Genomic DNA, 19,036 nt, shown 5'->3' with positions numbered 1-19,036 from the left:
GTTAATCCTCAAGTTCATTCAGGTTGCGTCCCGCCAGGGCGGCTTTTACCGACTGGTCCATACGACGGGCGGCAAAGGCATCGGTCACTTGCGACAGACGCTTGGTCTGCTGCTCGATGGCATAGCCATCGGTGCCTTTTATCAATTCGGCCAGTTCCTGCATCTGCAGGTCGATGACCATGCGCTCCTCGGCATCCAGCAGACGCTCGCCGTCAGCCTCAAGGGCGCCCTGCACCGCTTCAAGCAGGCGCTGGGCATCCACTTGCTGCTCACGCAGCACGCGGGCGACCTTGTCGTCACCGGCGTATTGGAACGAGTCCTTGAGCATCTTGGCGATTTCGCCGTCGGTGAGGCCGTAGGACGGCTTGACCTGGATGCTGGCTTCGACGCCGGAGGCCAGCTCGCGTGCGGCGACGCTGAGCAGGCCGTCGGCGTCGACCTGGAAGGTCACACGGATCTTCGCCGCACCGGCTACCATCGCCGGGATACCGCGCAGCTCAAAACGCGCCAGGGAGCGGCAGTCGCTGATCAGCTCGCGCTCGCCTTGCAGCACATGAATCATCATGGCCGTCTGGCCATCTTTGTAAGTGGTGAAGTCCTGGGCGCGGGCCACGGGAATGGTGGTGTTGCGCGGAATCACCTTCTCCATCAGGCCGCCCATGGTTTCCAGCCCCAGGGACAAAGGAATCACATCGAGCAGCAGCAGTTCGCCGCCATCGCGCTTGTTGCCGGCCAGGGTATCGGCCTGGATCGCAGCACCGATGGCGACCACTTGATCCGGGTCGATTTCAGTCAGCGGCTGGCGGCCAAAGGCTTCGGCGACGGCGTCACGCACGCGCGGAACGCGGGTGGAACCGCCCACCATGACCACGGCACCGACGTCTTCCAGCTCGATACCGGAATCTCGCACGGCGCGGCGGCAGGCCTTGAGGCTGCGGGCGACCATGGGTTCGATCAACGCGTCAAAGGCTTCGCGCGTCAGTTGGGCCGACCAGCTACCGTAGGAAACTTCTACACTGGCGACGTCCGTCAGCGCTTCCTTGGCGGCGCAGGCAGTTTGCAGCAGATTGCGCTGCGCGCCCGGATCCAGGTCGGCGGACAAGCCAGCGCTGCTGATGATCCAGCTCGCGATGGCATGGTCAAAGTCATCACCCCCCAGGGCGCTGTCGCCACCGGTGGCCAGCACCTCGAAGACGCCGCCGGTCAGGCGCAGGATCGAAATATCAAAGGTGCCGCCGCCCAGGTCATAAATGGCAACCAGGCCTTCAGCATGCTGGTCCAACCCGTAAGCCACCGCAGCCGCGGTCGGTTCGTTGAGCAAGCGCAGCACGTTCAGGCCGGCGAGTTTCGCCGCGTCCTTGGTGGCTTGGCGCTGCGCATCATCGAAATAGGCCGGAACGGTGATCACCGCCCCCACCAGTTCGCCGCCCAGGGTGGTTTCCGCGCGCTGGCGCAGCACCTTGAGGATATCGGCCGACACTTCCACGGGGCTTTTCGCGCCCTGGACGGTGTCGATGAACGGCATATGGGATTCGCCACCGACAAAGCGGTAAGGCAGTTGGTCGCCCAGTTGCTTGACGTCGGACAGACCACGACCCATCAAGCGCTTGACCGACAGCACGGTGTTCAAGGGATCGGTAGACGCCGCCAGCTTGGCCGACTCGCCAACTTCGGTGCGATCAGCGTGATAGCGCACGGCGGACGGCAGAATCACCTGGCCGTTGGCGTCGGGCAGCGGCTCGGACAGGCCGCTGCGCACGGCAGCAACCAGGGAATTGGTGGTGCCCAGGTCAATCCCGACCGCCAGGCGACGCTGGTGCGGTTGAGGGCTTTGGCCGGGTTCGGCGATTTGCAGTAGAGCCATGGTAATCAGGTCTTATCTGTCTATCAGGCGTGCATCACGGGCAGCACACTGGGTTAATCGTCGAGGCGCTCTTCTAGCTGGCGCACTTCGTAGGTGAGCTTGTCGAGGAACTGCATGCGCCGCATCAGGCGTTCGGCCTGTTCGCGTTGCGCTGCATCATCCCAACAGGCTGCGAAGCTTTCGTTGAGCTCATCCTGGGCCGCTTTCAGACGACGCTTGAAGACTGCGACGCCGGTCACATCGGCCTGGTCCTGCAAGTCTTCGAGTTCTTCGCGCCATTGCATCTGCTGCATCAGGAAGTCCGGGTCATGCACGGTGACTTCCATCGGCAACTCGCCGCCCTTCATCGCCAGCAAATAACGCGCGCGTTTCGGCGGGTTTTTGAGCGTCTGATAGGCTTCGTTGAGGCTGGCCGATTGCTCCAGCGCCAAGCGTTGCTCACGCTCGGAAGCGTCAGCGAAGCGGTCCGGATGCACGCCACGCGCCAATTCCCGATAGCGCGCGGCAAGCTGCTCGAGGTCCAGGCGAAAGCTCGGCTGCAGCTCGAATAAAGCGAAATGACAAGGAGTACCCACGAGAAGCCTCAGATGTTGAAGCTTTCGCCGCAGCCACATTCACCGCGGACGTTGGGGTTGTTGAACTTGAAGCCTTCGTTCAACCCTTCCTTGACGAAATCGAGCTCGGTGCCGTCCAAGTAGGTCAGGCTTTTCGGGTCGATGATCACCTTTTCGCCGTGACTTTCGAACACCTGGTCTTCCGCAACCACCTCGTCGACAAACTCCAGCACGTAGGCAAGGCCGGAACAGCCCGTGGTGCGAACACCCAGACGAATCCCCTCACCTTTACCGCGCCCATTCAGGGAGCGGCGAATGTGCTGCGCTGCCGCTTCTGTCATGCTGATAGCCATCGTTGACTCCTTACTCGTCGCCAAATACTTAGATCAAGCCTTTCTTCTGCTTGTAGTCGCGAACGGCCGCCTTGATGGCGTCTTCCGCGAGCACCGAGCAGTGGATTTTCACTGGCGGCAAGGCCAGTTCTTCGGCCAGCTGGGTGTTGCTGATGGTGACAGCCTCATCCAGCGTCTTGCCTTTCATCCATTCGGTCGCCAGGGAGCTGGAGGCGATGGCCGAACCGCAGCCGTAGGTCTTGAACTTGGCGTCTTCGATAACGCCAGCGTCGTTGACCTTGATCTGCAGGCGCATCACATCGCCGCACGCCGGAGCGCCAACCATGCCGGTGCCGACATCAGGGTCTTCCGCGTTCATCTTGCCGACGTTGCGCGGGTTTTCGTAGTGGTCGATGACCTTTTCACTGTAAGCCATGGTATTGAATCCTCACTCATCAGGGCCGCTCTGGAACCCTGTAGAAACGCCTGCGTTTTCCGCCACGTTGCTACAGAGCTGGGGGTGGCGGCTTCTATAGTTAGTGTGCCGCCCACTCGATCTTGGAAATGTCGACGCCGTCTTTGTACATGTCCCACAGGGGCGACAGGACGCGCAGCTTGTTGACGGCTTCGCAGACTTTCTGCGCGGCGTAGTCGACTTGCTCTTCGGTGGTGAAGCGGCCGAACGTAAAGCGGATCGAGCTGTGCGCCAGTTCGTCGTTGCGACCCAGGGCGCGCAATACGTACGAAGGCTCAAGAGAGGCCGAGGTGCAGGCCGAACCGGACGAAACCGCCAGGTCCTTGAGCGCCATGATCAGCGACTCGCCTTCGACGTAGTTGAAGCTCAAATTCAGGTTGTGCGGTACACGGGCGGTCATGCTGCCGTTGATGTACAGCTCTTCAAGGTTTTCGACCTGCTTGTAGAAGCGGTCGCTCAAGGCCTTGATGCGCACGTTTTCGGCAGCCATGTCTTCCTTGGCTACACGGAAGGCTTCGCCCATGCCGACGATCTGGTGGGTCGCCAGGGTGCCCGAACGCATGCCGCGCTCGTGACCGCCGCCGTGCATGGTGGCTTCGATACGTACGCGCGGCTTGCGGCTCACGTAGAGGGCGCCGATGCCTTTAGGGCCGTAGGTCTTGTGGGCAGAGAACGACATCAGGTCGACTTTCAGCTTGGACAGGTCGATCTCGACCTTGCCGGTGGACTGAGCGGCGTCGACGTGCAGCAGAATGCCCTTGGAGCGGGTCAATTCGCCAATCGCTTCGATGTCGTTGATGGTGCCGATTTCGTTGTTCACGTGGATCACGGAAACCAGGATGGTGTCTTCACGCAGCGCGGCTTCGATCATGGCCGGGGTGACGATACCGTCGGTGGTCGGCTCAAGGTAAGTCACCTCGAAACCTTCACGCTCCAGTTGGCGCATGGTGTCGAGGACAGCCTTGTGCTCAATCTTGGTGGTGATCAGGTGCTTGCCCTTGGTCGCATAGAAGTGCGCCGCGCCCTTGATCGCCAGGTTGTCGGACTCGGTGGCACCGGAGGTCCAGACGATTTCGCGCGGGTCGGCGCCCACCAGGTCGGCGACCTGGCGACGTGCGTTCTCGACCGCTTCCTCGGCTTTCCAGCCGAATACGTGGGAGCGGGAGGCCGGGTTGCCGAAGTTTCCGTCAACCAGCAGGCATTCGCTCATTTTTTGCGCGACACGCGGATCAACCGGGGTGGTCGCAGAGTAATCAAGGTAAATCGGCAATTTCATGGACTTTCTCCTAAATCAGGCTGGCTGGCGCGCCGTTAGCTCTGCGGCTGTCACTCGACGGCGGACGCTTCGATCTTGTCCAGACGCGGCGCCTTGGTGTTGCAACGGCGCTGGTCCTGACGCTGGGCTACTTCTTGCACCTCACGGCGAGTCACAAGATCAGCCAAGCTGATACCACTCAAAAACTCATGGATCTGCAGGCTCAAGTCACACCACAAGTGGTGCGTGAGGCAGGTGTCGCCGGCGTGGCAGTCACCCAGGCCCTGGCACTTGGTGGCATCGACGGATTCGTTGACCGCGTCGATCACCTGGGCTACCTGGATGCCCTGCATGTCGCGGGACAGTTGATAGCCGCCACCTGGGCCTCTCACGCTGGAAACCAAATTGCTGCGGCGCAATTTGGCGAACAGCTGCTCGAGGTACGACAGGGAAATGCCTTGGCGCTCGGAGATATCGGCCAGGGACACCGGCCCAGTTTGCGCGTGCAAGGCCAGATCGAGCATGGCAGTCACCGCGTATCGGCCTTTTGTAGTCAGTCTCATGGACAAGTACCAAGGTGTTTCAGAATGGGAGCAAGTATGCGATTCCCGAGTATTTAAGTCAACTATAAGACCTAGTACTTTAGTCAGGATTACCCGTAAAAAGGGCGCGCGAATCATAGCAGGGTGGGGTGGGGACGAACAGCGGGAAGAGGACCACGCGAGGGCAGCAAGATCAACGAGGTCAAATGTGGGAGCTGGCTTGCCTGCGATAGCGGTAGATCAGCAACATCTATGGTGGCTGGCATACCGTCATCGCAGGCAAGCCAGCTCCCACAGGAAATCGCATCAAACTTCAGAACTAGCTGGCCTTGGTGGCAGCTTCGTCCTTGATCTCGGCGAAGTCTTCTTCGCGCAGCTCAGGCAGCTCTTTCGCACAGTACGGACTGCCCAGGTCCTTCAGCGCGCCGCACATGCCGTCCAGCTTGCCGTCCACCGCCTGCAGGTGGTCGAGCAACTGGCCAATGGCGCGTGCGACCGGGTCGGGCATGTCTTCGCTGACACCATAGGCATCGAAACCGATCTTCTCGGCCATGGCCTTGCGCTTGGCTTCCTGCTCGTCGCCGACTTCCGGCTTGACAATGATCCGGCCGGGAATCCCCACCACCGTCGCGCCCGGCGGCACAGCCTTGGTCACCACGGCGTTGGAGCCGACCTTGGCGCCGGCGCCGACCGTGAACGGCCCAAGCACCTTGGCGCCCGCCCCCACCACCACGCCATCGCCCAGGGTTGGGTGACGCTTGCCTTTGTTCCAGCTGGTGCCACCCAGAGTCACGCCTTGGTACAGGGTCACGTCATCGCCGATCTCGGCGGTCTCGCCGATCACGATGCCCATGCCATGATCGATGAAGAAACGACGCCCCACCTTGGCACCCGGGTGAATCTCGATACCGGTCAACCAGCGACCGAAGTTCGACACCACGCGCGCCAACCACTTCCAGCCCATGCCCCACAACGCACCGGACAACCGGTGAATCCAGATCGCATGCATGCCCGGGTAGCAGGTCAGCACTTCAAAGGCGTTGCGCGCCGCCGGATCACGGTGGAAAACACTTTGGATATCTTCTCGCAAACGCTCGAACATTTTTAATCCTTCCGCTTAAGCAGCTCGCCACGGGCCGCTTTCTGGGTTTCCGTGAGGATGCCACGCAATATATTCATTTCTGCCCGACTGACCGAGCTGCGCCCGTACAACCGGCGCAGGCGCGCCATCAAGTGCCGTGGTTTTTCCGGATCGAGAAATTCGATGGCCACCAGAGTTTGCTCCAGATGCTCATAGAACCGCTCCAGCTCGTCCATCGTGGCCAGCTCGCCACTTTTGGTCGATGCCACCTCGTCTTTCTCCATCTTGCTCGGCTGGCCTTCGGCGGCCAGCCAGGCCATGCGCACTTCGTAGGTCAGCACCTGCACCGCTGCCCCGAGGTTCAGCGAGCTGAACTCAGGGTCTGATGGAATGTGCACGTGATAATGACATCGCTGCAGCTCTTCATTGGTCAGGCCGGAGTCTTCACGACCGAACACCAGGGCGATTTCAGCACCGCCGGCGGCCTCTTCCACCACCTTGGTGCCACACTCGCGCGGGTCCAGCAATGGCCAGGGAATGCGGCGGTCGCGGGCGCTGGTGCCCAGCACCAGGTTGCAGCCGACCAAGGCGTCTTCCAGGGTGGCGACGACCTGAGCTTTTTCCAGGAGGTCATTGGCGCCGGACGCGCGGGCGTCGGCCTCATGGTGCGGGAACAGGCGCGGCTCGACCAGCACCAGGCGCGTCAGCCCCATGTTTTTCATGGCACGCGCCACCCCGCCGATGTTGCCGGGGTGGCTGGTATTGACCAGGACGACACGAATGTTTTGCAGCAAGGGAGGCGCTCTCGGACACGGGAAAGGGGAGCAAATCTTACAGAACAGCCCAAGGTTATGCCATGAAAGCTAACGTCGTCCTTCACCTGAAGAAAGTTTCTGCTAAACTGCTCGGCTTTCTTTAACAACCTTAGGTGACCTATCCATGCAGCCCATGCTGAATATCGCGCTGCGCGCCGCCCGCAGCGCCAGTGAATTGATCTTCCGCTCCATCGAGCGCCTGGATACCATCAAGGTCGACGAAAAAGACGCCAAGGATTATGTATCCGAGGTGGATCGCGCCGCCGAACAGAAAATCATCGACGCCCTGCGCAAGGCCTACCCTACCCACGGCATTCTCGGCGAAGAAACCGGGCTGCACAAAGGCAGCGGCGAAGGCGAAGACTACCTGTGGATCATCGACCCACTGGACGGCACCACCAACTTCCTGCGCGGCATCCCGCACTTTGCCGTGAGCATCGCGTGCAAATACCGTGGTCGCCTGGAACACGCCGTCGTGCTGGACCCGGTCCGCCAGGAAGAATTCACCGCCAGCCGTGGCCGTGGCGCCCAGCTCAATGGCCGTCGTTTGCGCGTGAGCGGCCGCACCAGCCTGGACGGCGCCCTACTGGGCACCGGCTTCCCGTTCCGTGACGACCAGATGGACAACCTGGAAAACTACCTGGGCATGTTCCGCGCCCTGGTTGGCCAGACCGCCGGCATCCGTCGCGCCGGCGCTGCGAGCCTGGACCTGGCTTATGTCGCCGCTGGCCGTTTTGATGCATTCTGGGAGTCGGGCCTGTCCGAGTGGGACATGGCTGCGGGCGCCCTGTTGATCCAGGAAGCGGGCGGCTTGGTAAGCGACTTCACCGGCGGTCATGACTTCCTTGAGAAAGGCCACGTGGTTGCTGGCAACACCAAATGCTTCAAGGCAGTATTGACGGCGATCCAGCCGCACTTGCCGGCTTCGCTGAAGCGTTAAGCGAGCAGGCACAAAAAAGCACCCCTAGGGGGTGCTTTTTTTATGCCTGGGATTTGGGCGATGCCGCATTTTCAGCTACAACACATACCAAATGTGGGAGCGGGCTTGCTCGCGAATGCGGTGGGTCAGTCAATAAATCTGGTGACTGACAGTACGCCTTCGCGAGCAAGCCTGCTCCCACATTTTGATTGCACCAGGCTTTAGATTACTGCTGGTTCTGACCCAGGATCAGGCGCCCTTCCTTATCCACCGGAATCTGGCCGCCTGGATCACGCTCCATACGCACGGTACCTTCCTTGCCATCCAGGTTGTAACGAACGTCGTAGCCCACAACCTTGTCGCTGATGTCGTTCACAGTGTTACAGCGAGTCTGGGTAGTGGTGTAGGTATCGCGGTTCTGCATACCTTCCTGAACCTTGTTACCCGCATAACCGCCACCGACCGCACCAGCTACCGTTGCCAGCTTCTTGCCGTTACCGCCACCGATCTGGTTGCCGAGCAGGCCGCCTGCCAGGGCGCCTACGACGGTACCAGCGATTTGATGCTGATCCTGCACCGGACGCTGCCGGGTTACGGTGACATCCTTGCAGACCTCACGCGGGGTTTTGATCTGGGTTTTTACCGGCTGCACCGCCAGCACTTGCGCATACTCAGGGCCGCTTTTTACCAGGCTGTAGGTGGCAACAGCGCCCCCGGCAGTCACACCGACAGCACCCAATACCGCACCAACCAGCAACGACTTGTTCACGTTGAACCTCCTGACCATCACAAGCGGACCGAAAGATCCGCGCTATACCCAGCCTTGGAGCGAAAAAAAAGGCACGAGTTCAATCTCGTGCCTTCTTTGTAACAGCCAATCAACGCCTGCCCATCAAGGACGGTCGTCGACCTCCTTGCCGGTGGCGGCCGGAGGGATCAAGTCTTCGCTGTTGAGGTTCAGCCAGATCAGCACCACGTTGGCGATGTAGATCGACGAGTAGGTACCCGCCAGCACGCCAATGAACAGCGCCAGGGAGAAGCCCCACAGGTTGTCGCCCCCGAAGATCATCAGCGCAGCGATCGCCAGCAAGGTGGAGATCGACGTCGCCATGGTCCGCAGCAAGGTCTGGGTGGTGGAGATGTTGATGTTCTCGATCAACGTCGCCTTGCGCAGTACGCGGAAGTTCTCGCGAACCCGGTCGAACACCACAATGGTGTCGTTGAGGGAGTAACCAATGATCGCCAGCACGGCCGCCAATACGGTCAGGTCGAAGGTGATCTGGAAGTACGCCAGGATACCCACGGTGACGATCACGTCGTGAATCAGCGAGACAATGGCGCCAACCCCGAACTTCCACTGAAAGCGGAACGCCAGGTAGATCATGATGCCAACCAGCGCCATCAGCATGCCGAGGCCGCCCTGGTCGCGCAGCTCTTCACCGACTTGCGGGCCGACGAACTCGACACGCTTAACCGACGCCGGGTTGTCGCCGCCGACCTTCTGCAAGGCCTCGGCCACCTGGTGACCCAGTTGCGGGTCTTCGCCAGGCATGCGCACCAGCAGGTCGGTGGTCGCGCCGAAGTTCTGCACCACGGCTTCGTGGTAACCGGCCTTGACCAGCTCGTTGCGCACCAGGGTAACGTCGGCCGGCTTCTCGTAGGTCAGCTCGATGAGCGTACCGCCGGTGAAGTCCAGACCGTAGTTCAAACCCTTATGGAACCAGCTGAACAGCGCCAGAACGGTAAGGAGCACAGTGGCGCCGAACGCAATGTTGCGAACGCCCATGAAGTTGATTGTACGTAACATGGCAGCCCCTTAAATCCACAACTTCTTGAAGTCACGTCCGCCAAAGATCAGGTTGACCATTGCGCGGGTCACCAGAATGGCCGTGAACATCGAGGTAAAGATACCGAGGGACATGGTTACCGCAAAACCTTTGACGGGGCCGGTGCCCATGGCAAAGAGAATCCCGCCGACCAGCAAGGTGGTCAGGTTGGAGTCGAGAATTGCGGTAAATGCCCGGCCGAAGCCTTCGTTGATTGCACGCTGTACGGTCATGCCCGCGGCGATCTCTTCACGGATCCGCGAGAAGATCAGCACGTTGGCGTCCACCGCCATCCCCATGGTGAGGACGATACCGGCGATGCCCGGCAGGGTCAGCGTAGCGCCCAGCAGCGACATCAGCGCCAGCAGCATCACCATGTTGCCCGCCAGGGCCACGGTGGCGATGACGCCGAAGAAGCGGTAGATGGCGATGATGAACAGCGACACGAACAACATGCCCCACAGCGCCGCATCGACACCCTTGGTGATGTTGTCGGCACCCAGGCTCGGGCCGATGGTACGTTCTTCAGCGAAGTACATCGGCGCCGCCAGGCCACCGGCACGCAGCAGCAGGGCCAGTTCCGAGGACTCGCCCTGACCGTTCAGGCCCGTGATGCGGAATTGCGCACCCAGCGGCGACTGGATGGTCGCCAGGCTGATGATCTTCTTCTCTTCCTTGAAGGTCTGTACCGGCACATCTTTTTCGACGCCGTTGACCATTTGCTTGGTGTAGGTGGTCACCGGGCGCTGCTCGATGAAGATCACCGCCATGCTGCGACCGACGTTGCTGCGCGTGGCGCGGCTCATCAGTTCGCCGCCGTGGCCATCCAGGCGGATGTTCACTTCAGGGGTACCGTGCTCGCCGAAACCGGCCTTGGCATCGGTCACCTGGTCGCCGGTGATGATCAAGCCACGCTCGATCAAGGCTGGAGGACGGTTGCCTTCACGGAACTCGAACTCTTCGGAAGTCGCGCGGGTAGCACCCGGCTCAGCCGCGAGGCGGAATTCCAGGTTGGCGGTTTTACCCAGGATACGCTTGGCTTCAGCGGTGTCCTGCACGCCCGGCAATTCAACCACGATGCGGTTGGCACCCTGGCGCTGCACGATCGGCTCGGCCACACCCAGCTCGTTGACGCGGTTACGCACCGTGGTCAAGTTCTGCTTGATGGAGTATTCACGGATTTCCGCGATCTTGGCCGGGCTCATCGCCAGACGCAGTACAGCCTGACCGTTGAGGTCGGCCGGTACGATGTCGAAATCGTTGAAGTTCTTGCGGATCAGTGCACGGGCCTGTTCGCGGGACGCTTCATCAGAGAAGCCCAGCTGGATGGCACCGTTGAGCTGCGGCAGGCTGCGATAACGCAGCTTCTCTTTGCGCAGCAGGCTCTTCACATCGCCTTCATACACTTTCAGGCGTGCGTCGAGGGCTTTGTCCATGTCGACTTCCAGCAGGAAGTGCACACCACCGGACAAGTCCAGACCCAGCTTCATCGGGTGCGCGCCAATGCTGCGCAGCCATTGTGGCGTGGTCTGTGCCAGGTTGAGCGCGACAACATAGTCGTCACCCATGACCTTGCGTACGACATCCTTGGCCGGCAATTGGTCTTCTTGCTTGGTCAGGCGCAACAAGCCGCCTTTGGAACCAGCTGCCAAGGTTGCCGCTTTAACCTGGATGCCCGCGTCAGTGAGCGCTTTGCTCGCACGGTCCAGATCAGCCTGATTGACCTGCAACGAAGTGCTGGCGCCAGAGATCTGGATCGCCGGGTCATCAGGATAGAGATTGGGAGCGGAATAAATAAAACCGATCGCCAGCACCGCCAGGATCAGTACGTATTTCCACAGAGGGTATTTGTTCAGCATCACGCCGCCCGCTTATAACGCGGGGCGCCTTGCGCGCCCCGTCGATTGGTAAAGGTTGTTACTTAGATCGCTTTGAGCGTGCCTTTTGGCAGCGTGGCGGCGATGGCGCCCTTCTGGAACTTCATTTCCACGGTGTCGGAGACTTCCAGAACCACGAAGGCATCGGAAACCTTGGTGATCTTGCCGGCGATACCGCCAGTGGTCACAACTTCGTCACCTTTCTGCAGGCTGCCCAGCAGGTTCTTCTGCTCTTTGGCGCGCTTGGCCTGTGGACGCCAGATCATCAGGTAGAAGATGACCAGGAAGCCGACCAGGAAAATCCACTCGAAACCACCGCCCATCGGGCCGGCAGCAGCAGGCGCAGCGGCGTCAGCCATGGCGTTAGAGATAAAAAAGCTCATTTAGCACTCCAGTTGCAAATAGTGAATCTTAGGGTCGGGAAACTCAGTCCAAGGGCGGCACAGGGAGCCCGCGCTTGGCATAGAAGGCATCGACGAAGGCGGCCAATGTACCCTGTTGAATAGCCTCGCGCAAACCAGCCATCAGGACTTGGTAATGACGCAAATTGTGGATGGTATTCAACATGCTACCCAGCATTTCCCCACACTTGTCCAGATGGTGCAGATAAGCACGGGAGAAGTTCTGGCAGGTATAGCAATCGCAGGTCGGATCGAGCGGCGAATCATCATGGCGATGGAACGCGTTACGGATCTTCAGCACGCCTGTATCGATGAACAGATGCCCATTGCGGGCATTACGGGTTGGCATCACGCAATCGAACATGTCCACACCGCGGCGCACACCCTCTACGAGATCTTCCGGTTTGCCAACGCCCATAAGGTAACGAGGTTTGTCTGCGGGCATCAGGCCCGGCAGGTAGTCGAGCACCTTGATCATCTCGTGCTTGGGCTCGCCCACCGACAGACCGCCGATGGCCAGGCCGTCAAAGCCGATCTTGTCGAGGCCTTCCAGCGAGCGCTTGCGCAGGCTTTCGTGCATGCCGCCCTGAACAATGCCGAACAGCGCCGCCGTGTTGTCGCCGTGGGCGTTCTTCGAACGCTGGGCCCAGCGCAACGACAGCTCCATGGAGACGCGCGCGACGTCTTCGTCAGCCGGGTACGGCGTGCACTCGTCAAAAATCATCACGATGTCGGAGCCCAGGTCGCGCTGCACCTGCATCGATTCTTCCGGCCCCATGAACACCTTGGAACCGTCCACCGGCGAGGCGAAGGTTACGCCCTCCTCCTTGATCTTGCGCATGGCGCCCAGGCTGAACACCTGGAAACCACCGGAGTCGGTGAGGATCGGGCCCTGCCACTTCATGAAATCATGCAGGTCGCCATGCTTCTTGATCACTTCCGTGCCCGGGCGCAGCCACAGGTGGAAGGTATTGCCGAGGATGATCTCGGCGCCGGTGGCGACGATGTCACGCGGCAGCATGCCCTTGACGGTGCCGTAGGTGCCGACCGGCATGAACGCCGGGGTCTCCACGGTGCCGCGCGGGAAGGTCACGCGACCACGACGGGCTTTGCCGTCGGTGGCCAATAATTCAAACGACATACGACTCATAGTTGTTCCTCTGGGCCGCGCGGCGCCGGGTTGCGGGTGATAAACATCGCATCACCGTAGCTGAAAAAGCGGTACTCGTTGGCGATGGCGGCTTGATAAGCCGCCATGGTTTCCGGGTAACCGGCAAAGGCCGACACCAGCATCAACAGCGTGGATTCCGGCAAATGGAAATTGGTGACCAGGCAATCGACCACATGAAACGGCCGGCCCGGGAAAATAAAGATATCGGTGTCGCCACTGAACGGCTTGAGCACGCCATCGCGCGCCGCGCTCTCCAGCGAGCGCACGCTGGTGGTGCCCACCGCCACCACCCGCCCGCCGCGCGCCTTGCACGCATTGACCGCGTCCACCACGTCCTGGCTGACCTCCAGCCACTCGCTGTGCATATGGTGGTCTTCGATGTTCTCCACACGCACCGGCTGAAACGTCCCGGCCCCCACGTGCAGGGTCACATAGGCGCTTTCGACGCCCTTGGCGGCAATCGCATCCAGCAGCGGCTGGTCGAAGTGCAACCCGGCCGTCGGCGCGGCCACCGCACCGAGGCGCTGGGAGTAAACGGTTTGATAGCGCTCGCGGTCCGCGTCTTCGTCGGGGCGGTCTATATAAGGAGGCAACGGCATATGGCCGACGCGCTCCAGCAGCGGCAACACCTCTTCGGCAAACCTGAGCTCGAACAACGCATCATGGCGCGCGACCATCTCGGCCTCGCCACCGCCATCAATGAGGATGCTCGACCCCGGTTTCGGCGACTTGCTGGAGCGCACATGGGCCAGCACCCGATGGCTGTCCAACACCCTTTCCACCAGAATTTCCAGCTTGCCGCCGGAGGCTTTCTGGCCAAACAGCCGCGCCGGAATCACCCGGGTATTGTTGAACACCATCAAATCGCCCGGGCGCAAATGCTCAAGCAAATCAGTGAATTGACGGTGTGCGAGGGCACCGCTCGGCCCGTCCAGGGTCAGCAGTCGACTGGCGCGACGCTCGGCCAACGGGTGGCGAGCGATCAGCGAATCAGGGAGCTCAAAAGTAAAGTCAGCAACGCGCATGATGGGGTTCGTCTAGCAGGGCCGGGAAGTCTAGCGGAAATAGTCAAAATTGACCATGAAACGTGATTGACCAACGGTAATCTCATCTCTATACTTCGCCGCCATTGAGCCCTGATGGCGGAATTGGTAGACGCGGCGGATTCAAAATCCGTTTTCGAAAGAAGTGGGAGTTCGATTCTCCCTCGGGGCACCATCTTAAAAAAAGACCTTGAAATTCAAGGTCTTTTTTTTCGTCTGTAGAAAAGTGGCACAGCGGATTCATCCCCCACCGCCCACTTCCAACCTGAAACACCGTCCAAATGTGGGAGCTGGCTTGCCTGCGATGACCATGGATATCTACACAATTTTCAAAGGCTGGCGAGTTCCCCTGTGGCGAGCGGGCTTGCCCCGCGTTGGGCTGCGCAGCAGCCCCTAAACCAGGCGCATGGGAATGTCTGACACTTCGCATTCGTCTTCATTAGGACTGCTTCGCAGCCCAACGCCGGTCAAGCCCGCTCGCAACAACAGCCTACTCCCCCTCCTCCATCACCCCATTCGGCAACATCCCATTCGCCAAATCATCCACCACCGCCTTCGCCATCTCGCCCAAATAATGTGCTGCCCAGGCAAAACGATCCGCACCTGTATCCATCGCCGCATCCAATGCCAGCATTTTTGAACAGTGCAGTAGCTCGGAGGCGTGCTCCAAGGCGTCACGAATGGGTACGCCGGAATTGACGCGGAATAGACGGTGGAGGTTGGGCTGCTTGCCGCAGGTGGAAAAGGTGATGACACCGAGGGTTTTGTTGAGGGGTGGGTTGATCATTGGGCACCTCCCAGGTGGGTGGAGGTGTGGGCTGTGGGATTGCGAGAGTACGACTGATCAGAAACGCTCATTGATAAGCTCCTAAGTAAGTGAGCCTATTGTTTTCGGATTATCAGGTCCGGTCGCTGGACTGGAAGCGACGGTGGAAGGTAGCGCAGGAGGGGTTGGGGCTGGAAGGCCGGATCTGTGGCGAAAGGTTTCTGACAGGCAGATCGGGATTCGGCGAGCATCGGCGGAAACGACATGGTGGTCAGCCCCTCCTATCACGCTTACCGGGTAAGGGGATACTCCGGCGGGCCGCTTTCGGCCAAAAGCGGCCACTTACGAATGAAGGCTTTCGAGTAAAAGCAATCAACCATAAATGGAGTTTTCCATTCTGCGGAAAAAAGCGCGAACATAAGGAGTCGTGGAAAATGAAATTCCTCGGCTGTGGGTTTGTGTTAAGTAATGCCAATCCAGCCACGGCCTGCAAAAACTGCAACGGCAATACGACCATAAAATTAACAGATGGGGATACTTCATTGCTGACTAATGATCGCAGCTAAAGGGGCGACGGAACGCCCCCACTGCATATGAAATAAACCGCTTCATCTCTTTTTCAAAACTTGTCTAGAACAAAGCACGGATTCTACGACTAAGAGCCTCCACGTCTAACCTATTATAAATACTGCTGCAAATTTCTCGCAAGAATTCATTTTCAGTCATGCCTTCATCAGCAATTGCAGAAACCATTCGTTGCCAAAGTTTCTTTCCTTTGCGCTCAACTCCAGCCTCTTGGTACTCAGCGATAACTTGGTCTAAAGACGTTTTCCTGTAAAATCGGTCATTTAATTCCCTGAAAAAGGAAGCATCAACATTATCAATAAGATGCTCGTGTAAGTACTTCTCAAGGCTAGGGATAGGTAAAAATGCCACATTAAGTCGCTGCAAGGCCGTATCTTTATTTTTATCTTTGTCGAAGTCATCAGCCACGTCGCCGTCCAACACAGAAATCACCTTTGTTGAATGGCTGGTAAGATTGGATTCCAGAATTTCTTTGTGAAGACGAACAGTATTTCTCCAGTCGCCACATGGAAGAATATGAATCAACTTTCCTTCATAAAGACGCTGACTTATAATAATTTTATCTATGACGAATTTAGCCAGATCATCTTCCGGCAATATTAAAATGTCATAGCCATCTTGATTGTATAAAAAGCGAGTTGCATAAGCTGGGTAGCAGGGATTGATTACCTCGATATTTTTATTCGGCAAGCCTTGCAGATAGTATATATTCTTGGGCTCAATTGATCTTAAAAGCTCGGTTGAGTGAGAAGAAAAATAGACTGACAGGTTGAATTCTGTAGATAGCTTATTGAGCAATGTAACGAGTCTGCTAATAGCGACTGGGTGAAGTGCGAGCTCTACCTCATCAATCAATATCAGTGAAATATACTTACTTCCTTTTCTTTTTTGTTGAAATATTTTGTTATTGAGAAAGTGGAGCAGACTTAAAAGCAAATTTTCGCCACTGCTTAGCCAAAACTGGCTAAGTCGCCTATCTTCATACTCCATGAAATACGGTACTGAATCAAAACCAAGCTCCTCAGCTACACGTCGGTTTTTAATTTTTTTAATTGTTGGATAAAAGCTCTTTCCATGTAAAACGTAGTTGAAATTATTATTTATAAACTCATCGGCATCAACCAAGTGCTCCTCGAGTACATTTTCCGAAAGTTTAAGAACATTTGAATCTGTAAATCTTGTTCCGTGTATAACACTACCTTCGATGAACCCATCGATCCTAATCGATTTGTTTTTCTTCCCTTGAAGTTCCCATCTTCCTTCCTCTCTAGCCCATACATCAGTGTTTCCTTCGTAGCTGTACTCGACAGCACTATCACTATTTGCATTGCTGAATATTGTCCACAACACGCTGGGCATGAAGGGTTCGGCTAACAACCCCATGATAGTGCTCTTACCTATGCCATTAGAGCCTGCAATTACGTGCAATCCTTGCTCGATTGGGATTTCAAGCGAAAAATTTTTGATGTTTTTGAGGTTCTTAATGCTGACTGTCAATTTGGACATAATTACTCGATTTCGGAAATATTGATTATAACTTTAATAAATAGGCACGTAGTGACACATGATCACTCTCTGCAGCGTATTATGTGGGGGCAGTCCAGAGGTGAAGGCGTGGCACCGAATTATTTTTCAGGATGACTCCAGACCTACCCTGCACCTGTATAAATTTAAAAACAGTGCGGTATTCAATCATTTTTTGTCGGTTATGGCATTAATAGGCCGAATCTGGAACTTTTTCGTATAGCGGTGCGATTCGAAAAAGCGTCCAACCCTGACTGCTGTTTCGATGAGTTGATCCATCGCCTCCTCAAGGCCTTCCTCTTTATAAGCAATTGAATCCTGATTGGAATAGATGCCGATGTCATCACTGATGGTTTTACATGGCACGAATGGATGAGCGATTTCTTCTAAATAGTTAAAGAAAGCATCTTTGGCAATTACCAGCCCAAACCGGCGCCAAGCATATTTCCGCCCCCAGTAGTAACCATCTGCGGCCTTATGTTTTACGCGCTCATCATTCTTGCCCTGATTTTCAGCAAGCTTATCGAGAGAGAACTGTTTGGCCGCTGAGTAGCTGAGGTATTTATTGACCGTATCGGCTTTGCCCAAGGAGGACGGTTCTATGATTTTTCTGCCACTTGCATCTTCGATGTACCCAATATTATAGCGATCACCATTTACTAGCTCGATAGCGCTACTATTTGTCTCAAATTGGTACAGCGTCTCAGTAGTCGAAGGCTTGAACTGATGAAGGAATTTTCCGCTTGGAAGTGCCGTGACAGTATAGTCTCTGACTATCAGGTCGTGAATGGTGTAAAGATTTCTCGATTTCATGTGGACCCTCCATTTCCTATGTACGTAGCTGGAGACGTTACCCGTTTTCTTGGCAGATTGCCATTATGTTGATCTGAGTGGCAGAGGCCGGAGATGTTGCGGGGGCTGTATGCTATAAACCGCATCACCAGGAGCGGGAGCACTTGCATGGGCAAATATTCGACGATGTTGTCTGAACGCGGTAAGCACACCAAGATCGTCGGCGGCTATTGCGTGATCTGTGGAAAACATGGGCTTCTCTCAAAAGATCACGTTTCCCCGCAGGGGAGCTTCACTGTTACAAAGGTAGAGCAATTTCATTTAACTGAGTGTATTTGGCCGATTGCTGCCCGTCACTAACGGCAGAAATCGGCCAAGAGCGGACGTTTTGGGCTACCCCTCGCTCCGCTAGATACCTGCATGAGACGCTTCGACCTCAGCAGACCTAATCCTCCCGTGCGGCGTAACTCACTTGCAATAGACACGCTCAGTGAGAATCGAGTAGTGTCTCAGACGAATTAGCTTAATCGTTATTCACAATTTGATTCCGGAAAATGAGTGAAGAAACTAGAAATTGGTATATCTATATTTTGAAGCTTGAACTGAACTCATGGTACGTGGGCACAGCTAAGGGGTTGAGATCAAGGCTGCGAAGCCATGGTAAGAAAAGCCCTTACTCTACATTAAAGAAAAAGGGCGTTTTCAAATATATGGAGAACGGCCTCACGGGAAAGAGAAAAGCAACTCATTTACATGCGGCTTTTCGATCAATTGGCGATTGTTTCTGGGTTACAGAGATTGAAAATACTATCACCGTAGCATTGGGCCAAAAGTATGGTTTCGATAAAGTTAGAGGTGGCTCTATAATTCATTCTTGGAATTACGAGCTAAGTGACATTGAGGTGGAAGATCTAATTCGACGATTTAGTTGCAGTGATATCAGGATTAAATATAAGCTAAACGAAATAAATTTAACTCAAGAAAAGCCATTTGTCTTCCCGCTTACTCGGCGAAGGAATACATAGCAAGGCATTCAAGCACGCTCGCCGGGACGCGCTTTCAGCGCGCCAGCCCAGCGCCAGTGAAACTGTCCGCTTTTGGCCGAAAGCCGCCCTTGACTAAGGGAAGCAGCCTTATTGCTGCGCAGTTTTTTCCCATTTCGGCGTCCCACGCGGCGATCCATGCGGTAACCAGTTGATCCATAAAGAGATATG

General features: G+C 56.9%; 20 protein-coding genes and 1 tRNA gene. 4 read left to right on the top strand and 17 right to left on the bottom strand.

Annotated elements, in window-relative coordinates; all coding sequences use genetic code 11:
• Position 1 precedes the first annotated feature (1 nt).
• The 8 genes from hscA to trmJ form a co-directional block, all read right to left on the bottom strand.
• Positions 2–1,864 carry a Fe-S protein assembly chaperone HscA gene (hscA, locus tag ACLH0H_RS14255; RefSeq protein ID WP_411378527.1) on the bottom strand — a complete coding sequence of 621 codons (1,863 nt, stop codon included), beginning with the start codon at positions 1,862–1,864 and terminating at the stop codon, positions 2–4.
• Between the two features lie 53 nt (positions 1,865–1,917).
• Entirely contained in the window at positions 1,918–2,439 is a 522-nt protein-coding gene (gene hscB / locus ACLH0H_RS14250; RefSeq protein WP_411378526.1) for a co-chaperone HscB, read from the bottom strand.
• Between the two features lie 8 nt (positions 2,440–2,447).
• The gene (gene iscA / locus ACLH0H_RS14245; protein ID WP_003175963.1) at positions 2,448–2,771 is read right to left on the bottom strand and encodes an iron-sulfur cluster assembly protein IscA; all 324 of its coding nucleotides are present in this window, start codon (positions 2,769–2,771) and stop codon (positions 2,448–2,450) included.
• Positions 2,772–2,799: 28 nt separating this feature from the next.
• Positions 2,800–3,186, bottom strand: coding sequence for a Fe-S cluster assembly scaffold IscU (gene iscU, locus ACLH0H_RS14240; protein ID WP_003175965.1), 387 nt, complete (start codon positions 3,184–3,186; stop codon positions 2,800–2,802).
• A 100-nt stretch (positions 3,187–3,286) separates the two neighbouring features.
• On the bottom strand, positions 3,287–4,501 hold the full coding sequence (locus tag ACLH0H_RS14235) for an IscS subfamily cysteine desulfurase (protein WP_065951249.1): 1,215 nt from the start codon (positions 4,499–4,501) through the stop codon (positions 3,287–3,289).
• A gap of 50 nt (positions 4,502–4,551) precedes the next feature.
• Complete coding sequence (gene iscR, locus ACLH0H_RS14230) at positions 4,552–5,043, bottom strand: Fe-S cluster assembly transcriptional regulator IscR (RefSeq protein WP_003194020.1); 492 nt, start codon at positions 5,041–5,043, stop codon at positions 4,552–4,554.
• A gap of 298 nt (positions 5,044–5,341) precedes the next feature.
• Positions 5,342–6,124: a serine O-acetyltransferase gene (cysE, locus tag ACLH0H_RS14225; RefSeq protein WP_076949879.1), complete on the bottom strand. Its 783-nt coding sequence runs from the start codon at positions 6,122–6,124 to the stop codon at positions 5,342–5,344.
• A 2-nt stretch (positions 6,125–6,126) separates the two neighbouring features.
• On the bottom strand, positions 6,127–6,897 hold the full coding sequence (gene trmJ, locus ACLH0H_RS14220; protein WP_057723966.1) for a tRNA (cytosine(32)/uridine(32)-2'-O)-methyltransferase TrmJ: 771 nt from the start codon (positions 6,895–6,897) through the stop codon (positions 6,127–6,129).
• A 145-nt stretch (positions 6,898–7,042) separates the two neighbouring features.
• Here trmJ and suhB point away from each other — a divergent pair, with 145 nt between their 5' ends.
• Positions 7,043–7,858: an inositol-phosphate phosphatase gene (gene suhB / locus ACLH0H_RS14215; RefSeq protein WP_003175971.1), complete on the top strand. Its 816-nt coding sequence runs from the start codon at positions 7,043–7,045 to the stop codon at positions 7,856–7,858.
• A gap of 205 nt (positions 7,859–8,063) precedes the next feature.
• Here the strand turns inward: suhB and ACLH0H_RS14210 are convergent, their stop codons facing one another.
• The 6 genes from ACLH0H_RS14210 to queA form a co-directional block, all read right to left on the bottom strand.
• Positions 8,064–8,606 (bottom strand): glycine zipper 2TM domain-containing protein, encoded by a 543-nt coding sequence (locus tag ACLH0H_RS14210; protein WP_005791197.1) that lies wholly within the window; start codon positions 8,604–8,606, stop codon positions 8,064–8,066.
• 123 nt (positions 8,607–8,729) lie between these two features.
• Entirely contained in the window at positions 8,730–9,644 is a 915-nt protein-coding gene (gene secF / locus ACLH0H_RS14205) for a protein translocase subunit SecF (RefSeq protein ID WP_186691276.1), read from the bottom strand.
• A 9-nt stretch (positions 9,645–9,653) separates the two neighbouring features.
• The gene (gene secD / locus ACLH0H_RS14200; RefSeq protein WP_411378525.1) at positions 9,654–11,522 is read right to left on the bottom strand and encodes a protein translocase subunit SecD; all 1,869 of its coding nucleotides are present in this window, start codon (positions 11,520–11,522) and stop codon (positions 9,654–9,656) included.
• A 62-nt stretch (positions 11,523–11,584) separates the two neighbouring features.
• A complete protein-coding gene (gene yajC / locus ACLH0H_RS14195) occupies positions 11,585–11,923 on the bottom strand; it encodes a preprotein translocase subunit YajC (RefSeq protein ID WP_003175975.1) in 339 nt (112 codons plus the stop codon).
• Between the two features lie 43 nt (positions 11,924–11,966).
• On the bottom strand, positions 11,967–13,082 hold the full coding sequence (tgt, locus tag ACLH0H_RS14190; protein ID WP_162276164.1) for a tRNA guanosine(34) transglycosylase Tgt: 1,116 nt from the start codon (positions 13,080–13,082) through the stop codon (positions 11,967–11,969).
• Between the two features lie 5 nt (positions 13,083–13,087).
• A complete protein-coding gene (gene queA / locus ACLH0H_RS14185) occupies positions 13,088–14,137 on the bottom strand; it encodes a tRNA preQ1(34) S-adenosylmethionine ribosyltransferase-isomerase QueA (protein WP_065935087.1) in 1,050 nt (349 codons plus the stop codon).
• Between the two features lie 108 nt (positions 14,138–14,245).
• On the opposite strand from queA, the gene ACLH0H_RS14180 reads away from it, so the two are divergent.
• Positions 14,246–14,330 (top strand) — tRNA-Leu (locus tag ACLH0H_RS14180).
• A gap of 315 nt (positions 14,331–14,645) precedes the next feature.
• Here ACLH0H_RS14180 and ACLH0H_RS14175 read toward each other — a convergent pair.
• The 3 genes from ACLH0H_RS14175 to ACLH0H_RS14165 form a co-directional block, all read right to left on the bottom strand.
• Positions 14,646–14,942: a DUF3077 domain-containing protein gene (locus ACLH0H_RS14175; RefSeq protein ID WP_411378524.1), complete on the bottom strand. Its 297-nt coding sequence runs from the start codon at positions 14,940–14,942 to the stop codon at positions 14,646–14,648.
• A 609-nt stretch (positions 14,943–15,551) separates the two neighbouring features.
• Entirely contained in the window at positions 15,552–17,012 is a 1,461-nt protein-coding gene (locus ACLH0H_RS14170) for an AAA family ATPase (RefSeq protein WP_411378523.1), read from the bottom strand.
• 186 nt (positions 17,013–17,198) lie between these two features.
• Positions 17,199–17,843, bottom strand: a complete 645-nt coding sequence (locus ACLH0H_RS14165; RefSeq protein WP_411378522.1) for a hypothetical protein — start codon at positions 17,841–17,843, stop codon at positions 17,199–17,201.
• A gap of 147 nt (positions 17,844–17,990) precedes the next feature.
• On the opposite strand from ACLH0H_RS14165, the gene ACLH0H_RS14160 reads away from it, so the two are divergent.
• Together ACLH0H_RS14160 and ACLH0H_RS14155 are read left to right on the top strand one after the other, a co-directional pair.
• Positions 17,991–18,182 carry a hypothetical protein gene (locus ACLH0H_RS14160; protein ID WP_411378521.1) on the top strand — a complete coding sequence of 64 codons (192 nt, stop codon included), beginning with the start codon at positions 17,991–17,993 and terminating at the stop codon, positions 18,180–18,182.
• A gap of 194 nt (positions 18,183–18,376) precedes the next feature.
• Positions 18,377–18,847 carry a GIY-YIG nuclease family protein gene (locus ACLH0H_RS14155; protein WP_411378520.1) on the top strand — a complete coding sequence of 157 codons (471 nt, stop codon included), beginning with the start codon at positions 18,377–18,379 and terminating at the stop codon, positions 18,845–18,847.
• Positions 18,848–19,036 lie beyond the last annotated feature (189 nt).

Origin of the sequence: Pseudomonas sp. MPB26 (assembly GCF_046605355.1) — a bacterium.
Classification (GTDB): domain Bacteria; phylum Pseudomonadota; class Gammaproteobacteria; order Pseudomonadales; family Pseudomonadaceae; genus Aquipseudomonas; species Aquipseudomonas cedrina.
This window is presented reverse-complemented; position numbering and strand designations above follow the sequence as displayed.